Source organism: Corallococcus sp. 4LFB (assembly GCF_046520365.1).
Classification (GTDB): Bacteria; Myxococcota; Myxococcia; order Myxococcales; family Myxococcaceae; genus Corallococcus; species Corallococcus caeni.
In genome coordinates, this window is the sequence record NZ_JBKGHJ010000264.1 from 1 (window position 1) to 11,730 (window position 11,730).

The following is an 11,730-nucleotide window of genomic DNA, read 5'->3' on the forward strand; positions in this document are numbered from 1 at the left end:
CAGATGGACGAGCGGGCCCGCACGGTGGACCCCGGGCTCGTGGTGGACCGCCAGCCGCTGCGCCGCGTGGCCATGGCGTGCGGCGGCGCGGTGCTGCTGCTCGCGTGCTGCTGTTCTTCGTGGGCGGCGGTGGGCCGCGGGCTGGAAGCACCTGCGGGAGCAGGCCGCGCGCCCGGAGACCGCCGCGCAGGTGGAGCCCATCACCGGCGACATCGAGCTGACGTACCGCTACCCCGCGTACACCGGCCTCGCGCCGCGCACCGTGCCGGGCACCAACGGCGAGGTCAGCGCCCCCGCCGGCACCGAGGTCGTGCTGAAGACGCGCTCGGACCGCCCCATCGAGCGCGCGGAGGTCGTCGTCAACGACCAGACGCTGCCCCTCACCGTCACCGGCGGCCGGGAACTCACCGGCAGCTTCGTCGCGAAGCAGGGCGGCCACTACCACTTCGTCTTCTACGGCGCGCGCGCGAAGCCGCTCGCGGTGGGCCCGGACATCCCCCTCACCGTGGAGGCGGACAAGTCCCCCCAGGTGACGCTGCTCACGCCGTCCACGGAGATTGAGGTCGACCCCGGCCAGACGGTGACGCTCAAGTACGAGGCCAACGACGACTACGGCCTGTCCGGCCTGGCGCTGGTGTTCCGCATGCCCGGCGCGAAGCAGGAGACGCGCGTGACCCTGCCGCGCGAGGACAGCCGCCGCAGCCGGGGCATCTTCAACTGGAACCTGGGCCCGCTCAAGCCCGCCCCCGGCGACCGCATCACCTACTACGTGGAGGCGAAGGACAACGACGCGGTGGAGGGCCCCAAGAAGGGCGTCAGCCGCACGCAGACCCTGCGCGTCTACAGCGCCGCCGAGCACCGCCGCGCCGCCCTGGAGAAGGCCGAGGTGCTGTGGGGCCGCCTCGTGGACCACCTGGCGGACCGCCTGGAGGGCCCCGACCGCGCGAAGCAGAAGGACGCGCAGGCGGTGGAGGCCGCGAAGTCCACGGACACGGGCGGCCAGCAGCTCGCGGACGACTTCCGCGCCCAGGGCTCCGAGCTGTCGCGCGAGAAGGACGTGCCCAGGGAGATCGTCTCCGCGCTCTTGAACATCGGCGGGGAGCTCAAGCGCAGCGTGGGCACCACCTCCGACTTCCGCCGCCTGTACCTGCGCACCCAGCGCGCGCGCGGCGAGGACTGGGGCACCGGCACCCGGCTCACCGCCGTGGTGGAGGACGAAATCGAGGGCCTGGAGCGCGACATCCTCTACCTGGAGTCGCTCCTGGACCGGCAGAAGCTGGAGGCCCTCCAGGAGCTGACGAAGCAGCTGGCCAACGAGCGCCGCGACCTGTCGCGCCTCATCGAGCAGTTCAAGGCCAACCCGGACGAGGCCGCGCGCGAGCAGGTGATGCAGCAGATCCAACAGCTCAAGTCGCGCATCCAGGAGCTGATGCAGCGCATGGCGGAGCTGCGCAAGGGCATCCGCGACGAGCACCTCAACGCCGAGGCGCTGTCGGAGATGATGGAGCAGGAGGACATGCAGGGCGCCATGGATGAAGTGGAGCGCCTGATGCAGGAGGGCAAGGCGGACGAGGCCCTGGCGAAGCTCCAGGAGCTGGGCATGCAGATGGACGAGATGCTCGACTCCATGGACAAGTCCCAGGAGGACTTCGGCGCGGAGCAGTACCCGGAGCTGGCGGAGAAGTTCGGCAAGTTCATGGACGACCTGCAGGGCACCATGGACGAGCAGCAGAAGGTCGCCGAGCAGACGCGCGCCCTGCGCGACCAGGCCCGCGGCCAGAACCGCGACCGGCTCAAGGAGAAGGGCCAGGCCCTCAAGGACGAGCTCGCGCGCAAGGTGCAGCAGGTGCAGGAGCACTACCAGAAGCTCGACCCGGGCCGCCTCAACAGCCGCGCGGCCCGCCCGCTGGAGGAGGCCCAGTCCGAGCTGCGCAACGTGGAGAACGCGCTCAAGGTGGACGACTTCGACCTGGCCGCGGAGGCCGCCGCTCGCGCCGAGGACGCCGCGCGCCAGCTGTCCAGCATGGGCGAGCAGCAGCGCCAGCTGGATGAGATGTTCGGCAACCCGCCGGAGGTGCGTCAGCAGTCCGCGAAGCTCGCGGAGCAGCTCAAGAAGGACGCGCGCGACGTGTCGGACGTGAGCCAGCAGCTGCAGAGCCTCTTCCCGCCGCCGGGCTCGCAGCTGTCGCAGCAGGAGAAGCAGCAGCTCCAGCAGCTGGGCCAGCGCCAGCAGCAGCTGGAGCAGCGCGCGCAGGGCCTGCGCCAGCAGATGGAGGACATGGAGCAGACGGCGCCGCTGTTCGGAGAGGAGGCCGGCCAGCAGATGGATGAGATTGGCCAGCGCATGGGAGAGGCGTCCCAGCGCATGCAGGGCAAGGACCCCGGCCGCGGCTACGGCGAACAGCAGGCCGCCATGGAGGGCCTCAAGCGCTTCCAGCAGCAGATGAAGCAGAGCCAGCAGGGCCGCAAGGGCGGCCGCGGGCTGCCCATGCCCATGGGCTCCGGCCGCCAGCAGGAGGGCAACGGCCGCAACCCGCGGGACAAGGTGGAGCTGCCGGACGAGGACGCCTTCCAGGCGCCTCGCGAGTTCCGCAAGGACCTGCTGGACGCGATGAAGCAGGGCGCGCCGGAGAAGTACCGCGAGCAGGTGAAGCGCTACTACGAGGAGCTGGTGAAGTGAGCCGCCGCACACACGCGTCCATCCCCTGCCTGGGCGTCCTGTGCGCCCTGCTCCTCGCCGTCCCCCCGGCCTTCGCGCAGCCGCCCGACGCCGCCCTCAAGGAAGAGGTGAAGCAGCGGCTGGGCAAGGTGGAGCAGTCCCTGGATGACTGGGACGTGGGAGGCGCCCGCCGCGAGCTGGCCGAGGTCGAGAAGCGCGTGCCGTCCGAACTGGAGCCCCTGAAGTACTTCCAGGGGCGCGTGGCCTTCGAGGAGGGCCAGTACGAGGACGCGGTGGGGCTGCTGGAGGCGGCCAACATCGAGGACAAGCCGGGCAGCTACCTGCGGCTCGCGAAGGACACCCGCGCCATCGTCAAGGGGCACCAGCGCGCGGAGAGCGAGCACTTCATCTTCTTCTACCCGAAGGGCAAGGAAGAGGTGCTGGTGCCCTACGCGCTGGAGACGCTGGAGTCCATCCACCGCGCGCTGTCGGAGGACCTGGGCTGGACGCCGCCGGGCAAGGTGCGCGTGGAGGTGGTGAACAACGCGCGCGAGCTGTCCCGCGTCAGCACCCTGACGGAGAAGCAGATCCGCACCACCGGCACCATCGCCATCTGCAAGTTCAACAAGCTGATGGTCACGAGCCCCAAGGCCGTGGCGCAGGGCTACGACTGGCAGGACACGCTGGCGCACGAGTACGTGCACCTGGTGGTCAGCCAGCTGTCCCACAACACCGTGCCCATCTGGCTGCACGAGGGCCTGGCCAAGTTCCTGGAGTCGCGCTGGCGCGGCAAGGGCGGCCTGGCCATGACGCCCTCCACGCAAGCCCTGCTGGGCAAGCGCGTGAAGGAGGACAAGCTCATCCCCTTCGAGAAGATGCACCCCTCCATCGCCATGCTGCCCACGGCGGAGGACGCGGCCACCGCGTTCGCGGAGGTGTTCTACGCCATCGACTACATCCACGGCACCAAGGGCACCGCGGGCCTGCGCACCCTCCTGCAGGAATTGAAGGCGGGCCAGCCGGACAAGAAGGCGGTGGAGGCGGCCACGGGCATGCCCTTCCCCCTCTTCGAGAAGACGTGGCTGTCCTACGTGAAGAAGCAGCCCTTCCCCCAGGAGCTGGTGCCGCGCGACGACCGCGTGGTGCTCAAGGAGGACGCCAAGGGCGCCCAGAAGGACAGCGAGAAGAAGGGCCGGGAAATCTCCTTCGGCGGCTTCTCCGAGGTGACGGAGGTCCCCGCGCGCAAGTTCGCGCACCTGGGCGAGGTGCTGCGCGAGCGCAACCGCGTGAAGGCCGCCGCGGAGGAGTACGCGCGGGCGCACAAGCTGGTGGGCGACAAGTACGAGTCCGTCTCCAACAAGTTCGCGCTCGCGCTGCTGGAGCTGCGCCGGCTGGATGAGGCGGAGGCCGTGCTGCGCGGCTCCTTGCGCATGCACCCGGGCTCGCCCTCCACCAACGTGCACCTGGGCCGCATCCTGCTGTTCCGCAAGGACTACCCGAAGGCGAAGACGGCGTACCTGGAGGCGCTGGCCTCCGACCCGTTCGACCCCGAAATCCACGTGGCCCTCACGCGCATCCACGGCGCGCTGGGGGAGACGGCGCTCGCGTCGCGCACGCGCGTGGCCGCCGCCAACTTGACGGGCCTCAAGCCCGAAGACGTGGACCGCGCCGCCCAGGCCTTCCTGCGCGCGGAGGACGAGCTGTCGGAGACGAAGAACGTCCCCGCCGGCACCTCCGACGCGCCGAAGGCCGCTCCCGAGCCGAAGGCCGCGCCGAAACCTTCCCCGGCGCCGCGGCCCGCGAAGTAGCCCCCTCCCCGGCTGCCAGCCAGCCGGGGTCAGGCCTCCGTTCCCTTCCCGCCCTCCCGGGATGCCTAGCTTTCCGGGCACGAGGAGGACGGATGACGTTCCCAGACAGTCGTGTGGTGCCGAACGTCCGCGCCCGGGCCCCGGGTCAGTGGTGCTGTCCACTGGCGCACCCGACCGCGAACGCAACGTGAATTGGCACACGTCCGCCTCCCCACCCACTGGGTTCGCCGTGGCGCCCTGCTCCAAGGTGCGCCGCGCGGACCCGGGGGCCCCGGTCCACCGACTTTGTCCCGCCTCACTTCCGAGGCCTTGAAAAGGAGCAGCACCCAATGAAGCGCACCCTGCACGGAGTCACCCTCGCCGCGGTCCTCTTCACCGGCGGTGTCTCGCTGGCCCAGAGCGCCGCGCCCGCCACGCCCGCCACGAAGGCCGCCCCCAAGGGCATGGCCGAGTTCAAGGGCTTCATGGCCCCCACGGACCCGAAGGCCTTCCTGGAGCGCCTGCACTACATCAACCAGTCGGAGATCAAGCAGGCCGAGCTCGCGCAGAAGAACTCGGAGAACCCGGACGTGAAGAGCTACGCGAAGATGATGGTTGATTCGCACACGGCCGCGGACAAGCAGGTCATGGACCTTGCGAAGACGCAGAACCTGAAGCTGGCGGAGATGCCCAAGGCCACCAACGACATGGAGAAGAAGGCCATGGCCGCCGACAAGGCGCTCATGGAGAAGCTCCAGACCCTCAAGGGCATGCCGTTCGACTCCTCTTACATGGCCAACCAGGTGGCCGCCCATGACGAGGCCATCGGCAAGGTGATGGCGGCGAAGCAGGGCATGACCTCCGCCCCCGCGGAGATGACCACCCTGCTGACCCAGCTCAGCCAGGATCTGCCCAAGCACCGCGACATGGCCTACCAGACGCTGGGCAAGCTGGATGACGCCATGGGCGTGGGCGGCGCCGGCATGCAGGGCGGCTCCATGGACCACGGCTCCATGAACCCCGGCTCCATGGGCGGCTCCACGGGCGATACGACGAAGACGAAGTAGTTCAGCCTCGCTGAAGACCGGAACGCCTCCTGGGAAGTGGATTCCCGGGAGGCGTCTTCGTCTGCATACTGCCGCGCCATGTCACGACTGATTGCCCTGGCCTCCTGTGTCTCCGTGCTGCTGCTCACCGGCTGTTCCAACAACGCGGACGCCCTCTGCGACAAACGCAAGGAGTGCTTCGAAGCCGACCTGGATACCGGCAAGTGCGCCGACAAGATTGGCGCCTGGGAGGACGAGAAGGAGAGCGAGCAGGACGACCGCCGCGCGCGCACCGCGGAGTGCGCGGAGTGCATCTCCGACCGCACCTGCTCGGAGGTCCTCGCCAGCTGCATCGACGACTGCTTCGGCATCCCCTGAAGCTCCGGTGAAGCTCCGGTGAAGCTCCGGCGAAGCGCCGGTGAAGCGGAGCGGCCGGCACCCCAGGGGAGGCCTCGCGGGGCGCGCTACTTGCGCGTCCAGCGGTCCAGCCAGCCCAGCACCTCGTCGTGCCACTGGATGCTGTTCTGGGGCTTGAGCACCCAGTGGTTCTCATCCGGGAAGTAGAGGAAGCGGGACGGGATGCCCCGGCGCTGGAGCGCGGTGAAGGTGGCGATGCCCTGCGTGTCCACGACGCGGTAGTCCTTGCCGCCGTGGATGACGAGCATGGGCGTCTTCCACTTCGCCACCTGGTTCACCGGGTTGAACTTCTCGTACGTCTCCGGCTTCTCCCAGGGCAGCGCCTTGTGCTCCCACTCGGGGAACCACAGCTCCTCCGTGTCGTAGTAGGCCGCGCGCTCGTCGAAGATGCCGTCGTGGTTCACGAGGCACTGGAAGCCGTCCGGCCAGTTGCCGGCGATCCAGTTGATCATGTAGCCGCCGTAGCTGCCGCCCAGCGCGCACCGCTTCGTCTTGTGGATGAAGGGGTACTTCTGGAGCGCGGCGGACAGGCCCTTCTGCAAATCCTCCAGCGGCTTGCCGCCCCAGTCCCCGGCGATGGAGTCCGTGAAGGCCTGGCCGTAGCCGGTGGAGCCGTGGAAGTCGATCATCACCGCCACGTAGCCGTGGCCCGCGTACACCTGCGGGTTCCACCGGTAATGGAAGTGGTTGCCGAAGCTGCCCTGCGGCCCGCCATGGATGAGGAAGGCCAGCGGGTACTGGCGCTTCGGGTCGAAGTCCACCGGCTTCACGACGTAGCCGTGCACCGTCTCGTTGTTCCAGCCCGGGAAGCTGAACTGCTCGAAGGCGCCGAACTTCAGGCCCGCGAGCGCCTCCTTGTTCACCTGGGTGAGCTGCCGGGCGCCGGTGCCGTCCGCCTTCATCGCGTACAGGTCCGAGGGCGAGTCCAGGTCATCCAGCGCGTAGACGACCTGGCCGTCCGCCGCGGGCTGGGCGCCCTCCGCGTTGCCCGCCTGCGTGAGGCGGCGCGGCTTGCCGGTGGCCACGTCCAGCGCGAACACGGCGTTCTGCCCCACGTCGTTGGCCGTCGTGTAGAGCGTGGCGCCGTCGTTGCTCCACGCGAGCGAGCCGGCGGAGCGGTCCCAGTCCTGGGTGAGCACGCGCTCCTGGCCGCCCGGCCACGTGCGCAGGATGACGCGGAAGCGGTCGGACTCGTAGCCGGGGCGGGACATGGCCACGTACGCGAGCGTCTTGCCGTCCGGGCTGAACGTGGGGCTCGTGTCCGTGGCGCGGTTCTTCTCCGTGAGCTTGCGCGGCTTCGCCTTGCCGTCGACGGGCGCGAGGAACAGGTCCAGGTCGGTGGACCAGGACTCGGTGCGGCCCACGTCGCGCGCGGCGAAGACGACGCCCTTGCCGTCCGGGGTGAAGGTGAACTCCTCCGCGCCGCCGAAGGGCTTGCTGGGGGAGTCCGCGTCCATGCCCTTCATCACGTCCACGGGCGTGCCGCCGGCCACGGGGACGACGAACAGGTGGGAGCGCGTGCCGTCCCGCCACGTGTCCCAGTGGCGCGCGAAGAGCTGCTCATACGCCTGGCCGGTGGTCTTCTTCTTCTCCGCCTCCGCGGCGCGCTGCGTGTTGCACGCGAGGTCCGCGCAGTCCGGGCGCACCTCCAGCGCCACCGCGAGCTGCTTGCCGTCGCGCGACAGCGCGAAGCTGTTCACGTCGAGCGGCAGCTTCGTGACGGGCAGCGGCTCGCCGCCGTCCACGGGCAGGCGCCACACCTGCGAGGAGCCGCCGCGCGACGACAGGAAGAAGAGGCTCTTGCCGTCGGGAGCCCAGACCGGGTCGCTGTCGCCGTCCGGATGGGAGGTGAGCTGGCGCGGGGCGGAGCCGTCCAGGTTGGCGAGCCACAGGTCGGTGCGGCCGCGGTTCTTCTCCAGGTCGGTGGAGCGCAGGACGTAGGCGACCTGATGGCCGTCGGGCGAGACGCGCGGGCCGCTGAGCCGGCGCAGCGTGACCAGGTCCTGTGGATTGAACGGATGGGGCGCGGGCGCCGGGTTGGCGCCGAGCGCCAGGGCCGCGAGGAGCGACAGGGGCACGGGTGGTTCCTCCGCAAGGATGGAAAGCGGACCGTGCCCTTGGGAGGGCGGCCTGTCCACCGCTGGATGCGGGCCGGGTGGAAGGGGTGGAAGGCTCCGACGCGCGGTGCTAGAGCTTCAGCCCATGAGCGCACCCATCGTCGTCCACATCTGGTCCGACTTCGTTTGACCCTGGTGTTACGTCGGCCTCGGTGAGGTCGAGAAGCTGAAGAAGGAATACGACGTCCAGGTGGAGTGGCACCCCTACTTCCTGCGCCCGGAGACGCCTCCGGAAGGGCTGCCGTTGCCCGAGTACGTGCGCCAGGGGATGAAGGACCCCAACAACCCGCTGAAGCTCCGCGCCGCGAAGGCCGGGCTGACGATGGTGCAACGGGAGCTCATCCCGTCCACGCGCCGTGCGCACGAGGCCGCGGAGTACGCGCGCGCGCAGGGCCGGCTGGAGCCCTTCCAGGCCGCCATCCTGCGGCGCTACTGGAGCGAGGGGCAGGACCTCTGGCAGTGGGACACGCTGCGCGGCGCGGGCGCGGAGGCCGGGTTGGATCCGGACGAGCTGCAGCGCGCGGTGGAAGAGGGCCGCTACCGGCAGTTGGTGGAGGAGTCCGTGCGCGAGGCCCAGGAGATGGGCATCCGCGCGGTGCCCACGTTCATCCTGGGCGACAAGCTGGCCATCCAGGGCGCGCACGAGTACCCGTCGTTCCAGCGGGCCATGCAGCAGCTGGGCGCGAAGCCGAAGTCGCAGGGCTGAGCGCGGGCGCTACAGGCCCTTCACCAGGATGAGCAGCCGCGCGAAGGTCTCCGGACCTTCGCCGGCCAGGCCCCTGGCGAAGTCCAGGAACGTGGGCGCCTGCTCCACGTGCTTGGCGACGACCTGGAACGCCTCCACGGCGGCGGCGTCCAGCGCTGCCACGGGCGTGCCGGGAGCGTCCAGCACCGCCACCACGGCCGGGTGTCCCAGCAGCACCCAGCGCACCACGGAGGCGCGCAGCACGAGCAGGAACACGGCGCTGAGGAGGCTCGGGGCCTCCGTGAACGGGTGGCGCAGGACGTGGTTGAGCGCGTGGTGCAGGAAGTACTGGTGCACGCGCTCACCGTGCAGGGACTCCAGGGCGGAGCGCCGGGCCGCGTGGAGGCGCCATGCTTCGTCCGGATGCGTGTCCGTGCCGCCGTAGGACGCGCGCACGGCGTGCATGAGCGAGAGGAAGCGCGGACTGCTCACGGCGGCCTCGCGCGAGCGGAGCACGGCGCCGCAGATGCCGGCCCACGGGCCTCCGGGCAGCTCCAGCGCTTCGAGCTGCGCGTGCAGGGACGCGAGCGTGTCCGTGGATTCGAACTCGTGAAGAAGGGCCGTGAGCCGCTCGCCGGCCGCGCCGTCAGTCGTCCCCGGGAAGTAGAAGTCGCCCAGGTCCAGCGCCAGGCGGCCCAGCGCGTACAGGCGCGCGGCGAACGGGACCTCGCGCCGATTCAGGAGCCGCAGCATCGCTTCGCGCACGGTGTCCGCGTGGGCCGTCCACACGTCGTCCCCCGCCGCCACCTGCCGCGCGACCTGGGGGCGCAGGGCCTGCTCCTCGGGCACGGGCTCGCGCACCAGCGCGTCCTCCGCCAGCAGGCACAGGCGCGCCGTCTCCGGACACGCGAGCGACCCCGCCATCTCCACCTGCGTGCCCCAGCGCGTGAGCACCCTCGGAAAGACGGAGCAGCCGTCCGGCAACACCGCTTCGCCGTACCGGCGCTGGAGCGAGCACAGCTTCGCTTCATCCAGGAAGGCGCAGTGTCCGTCCGCGCGCTTGCCCAGGATGCCCGCCTGCTGGCCCGTGGCGCCTTCCGGGTTCGGTGAAATCAACGCCGCGACGCGCGCCTCGTCCGGGCTGCCGGCGACCTTCTGGCGCAGCAGGCTCCAGCGCGACTCGCTGATGGGCACCGTGAGCCCCGCGCAGCAGGTGTCCTCGCACGCCTCCGCGATGCAGCGGAAGCGCGCCATGTAGCGGGGGGCGGAGGCGGTCATGGGCTCCAGTCTACTTGCGGCCCAGCGCCTTCTTCACGAACCCCCAGAAGCGGCCCGCGCGGTCCTTGAGGTCCGCGCCCCGGCGCTCCTCGGCGGCGTTCACCGCCTCCTTGCTCACCTGGAGCTGCCGCTGGAGTTCCTCCGGCGAGTAGCGCGTGGCGAGCGTCGCCTTCACTTCCTTGCGCGTGGAGTACTCGCGCGCCTCCACGTGCAGCACGCACTCGGAGTCGAGCTTCAGCGTCACGGCCACGCGCACGGAGCCCTTGGGGCCGCGCGGCAGCCCTTCCATGCGCACGGTGCCCAGGTACTCGTTGGCGGAGATGTGGTTGTCCTCGCCCTGGAAGATGGACAGCTCCATCCGCTCTTCGTTGTCCTGCGACGTGCTGATGGCGAACGAGCGCTGCGTGGGCAGCGGGCTGTTGCGCTCGACGACGCGCTTGAAGCCGCCGCCGGGCATGGCCACGCCAATGGTCATGGGCAGCACGTCGATGAGCACCACGCTGCTCACCTTGTCCACCGAACCCGAGTACAGCGCCGCGCCCAGCGCCACGGCCTCGTCCGCGTTGACGCTCGCCTGCGCGTTCTTGCCGAAGAGGCCCTTGAGCTTCTCGCGCACCAGCGGCATGCGGCTCATGCCGCCCACGAGGATGATGTCGTCCACCTCGTTGGCGCGCAGCTTGGCGTCCAGGAGCACGTCGCGCACCACGTCGATGGTGCGGTTGAGCAGCGGGTCGCAGATCTTCTCCAGGTCCTGGCGCGACATCGTCACGCGCAGGTCCCGGGGGCGGCCCGCGTTGTCCATCATCAGCATGGGGATGTGGACCTCGAAGGTGCTGCGCTCGGACAGCCCCATCTTCGCGCGCTCGGCGGCGTCGGCCACGCGCGACAGGGCGATGCCGTCCCCGTTGAACGCGACGCCCTCCTTCTCCTGGAAGCGCTCCAGGAGGAAGTCGACGATGAGGTTGTCGAAGTCGATACCGCCCAGGAAGATGTCGCCGCCGGTGCCCAGCACCTCGAAGACGTTCTTCTCGATGCGCAGGATGGTCGCGTCGAAGGTGCCGCCGCCCAGGTCGTAGACGAGCACCTTCTTGTTGAGCTCGCGGTTGAGGCCGTACGCGAGCGCCGCGGACGTGGGCTCGTTGAGGATGCGCTCCACCTTGAGGCCGGCCATGTGGCCCGCCTTGCGGACCGCTTCACGCTGGGGCTCGGAGTAGTAGGCCGGCACCGTCACCACGGCGCGCTCCACCTTCTGGTTGAGGTGGGCTTCGGCCATCTCCTTGCACTCGCGCAGGATGATGCCCTGCACCTCTTCCAGCGACAGCACGTCGTTGCCCAGGCGCACGGCGGCGCGGCCCGCGGCGTCGGGGGTGATTTCGTAGTGGAAGCGCTCGCGCACCTGCTTCACCACGGCGCTGTCGTAGGGACGGCCCACCAGGCGCTTCGCGCCGTAGATGGTATGCGTGGGCCGCAGCACCAGCTGGTTCTTCGCGCGGTGGCTGACGAGCAGCTTGCTCTGCGCGCTCAGCGAGATGACGGACGGGATGGTGTTGTAGCCCTCGCGCGAGCGCAGCACGACGGGCCGGCCGTTGGACAGGAGCGCCACGCAGGAGTTGGTGGTGCCCAGGTCGATGCCGATGACGGGGCCCGTGCCGGCCAGCGTCTGCGGCGGCGTGAGGTAGATGGGGCGCACCTGTCCGTTGGCGTCCAGGGCCGGAGGCGGCGCGGGCGCCGCCGGAGTGGC

The 11,730-nt window shown here is 70.1% G+C and carries 7 protein-coding genes and 1 pseudogene; 5 read left to right on the forward strand and 3 right to left on the reverse strand.

The window, feature by feature from the left end; translation table 11 throughout:
* The 4 genes from ACLEQD_RS25410 to ACLEQD_RS25425 all read left to right on the forward strand — a co-directional run.
* On the forward strand, positions 1 to 2,680 hold a 2,680-nt coding region (locus ACLEQD_RS25410; protein WP_410387497.1), incomplete at its 5' end, for a DUF4175 family protein.
* Positions 2,677 to 4,467 carry a peptidase MA family metallohydrolase gene (locus ACLEQD_RS25415; RefSeq protein WP_410387499.1) on the forward strand — a complete coding sequence of 597 codons (1,791 nt, stop codon included), beginning with the start codon at positions 2,677 to 2,679 and terminating at the stop codon, positions 4,465 to 4,467. The genes ACLEQD_RS25410 and ACLEQD_RS25415, both read left to right, overlap by 4 nt.
* Positions 4,468 to 4,796: 329 nt before the next feature.
* Positions 4,797 to 5,513: a DUF4142 domain-containing protein gene (locus tag ACLEQD_RS25420; RefSeq protein ID WP_410387500.1), complete on the forward strand. Its 717-nt coding sequence runs from the start codon at positions 4,797 to 4,799 to the stop codon at positions 5,511 to 5,513.
* A gap of 78 nt (positions 5,514 to 5,591) precedes the next feature.
* Positions 5,592 to 5,870 carry a hypothetical protein gene (locus ACLEQD_RS25425; RefSeq protein ID WP_410387502.1) on the forward strand — a complete coding sequence of 93 codons (279 nt, stop codon included), beginning with the start codon at positions 5,592 to 5,594 and terminating at the stop codon, positions 5,868 to 5,870.
* 86 nt (positions 5,871 to 5,956) lie between these two features.
* Here the strand turns inward: ACLEQD_RS25425 and ACLEQD_RS25430 are convergent, their stop codons facing one another.
* Positions 5,957 to 7,987, reverse strand: coding sequence for a prolyl oligopeptidase family serine peptidase (locus ACLEQD_RS25430; RefSeq protein ID WP_410387504.1), 2,031 nt, complete (start codon positions 7,985 to 7,987; stop codon positions 5,957 to 5,959).
* 181 nt (positions 7,988 to 8,168) lie between these two features.
* Here ACLEQD_RS25430 and ACLEQD_RS25435 point away from each other — a divergent pair.
* Positions 8,169 to 8,732 (forward strand): annotated as a pseudogene (locus tag ACLEQD_RS25435) (DsbA family protein); the annotation flags it as partial.
* A 9-nt stretch (positions 8,733 to 8,741) separates the two neighbouring features.
* On the opposite strand, the gene fliB reads toward ACLEQD_RS25435, so the two are convergent.
* Positions 8,742 to 9,989: a flagellin lysine-N-methylase gene (fliB, locus tag ACLEQD_RS25440; protein WP_410387506.1), complete on the reverse strand. Its 1,248-nt coding sequence runs from the start codon at positions 9,987 to 9,989 to the stop codon at positions 8,742 to 8,744.
* Positions 9,990 to 9,999: 10 nt separating this feature from the next.
* On the reverse strand, positions 10,000 to 11,730 hold a 1,731-nt coding region (locus ACLEQD_RS25445; RefSeq protein WP_410387508.1), incomplete at its 5' end, for an Hsp70 family protein.

What these genes read in the sequence shown, in the direction of transcription:
- ACLEQD_RS25420 (WP_410387500.1), top strand. Translation starts at nt 4,797, where the DNA reads ATGAAGCGCACCCTGCACGGAGTCACCCTCGCCGCGGTCCTCTTCACC.
- ACLEQD_RS25425 (WP_410387502.1), top strand. Translation starts at nt 5,592, where the DNA reads ATGTCACGACTGATTGCCCTGGCCTCCTGTGTCTCCGTGCTGCTGCTC.
- fliB (WP_410387506.1), bottom strand. Translation starts at nt 9,989, where the DNA reads ATGACCGCCTCCGCCCCCCGCTACATGGCGCGCTTCCGCTGCATCGCG.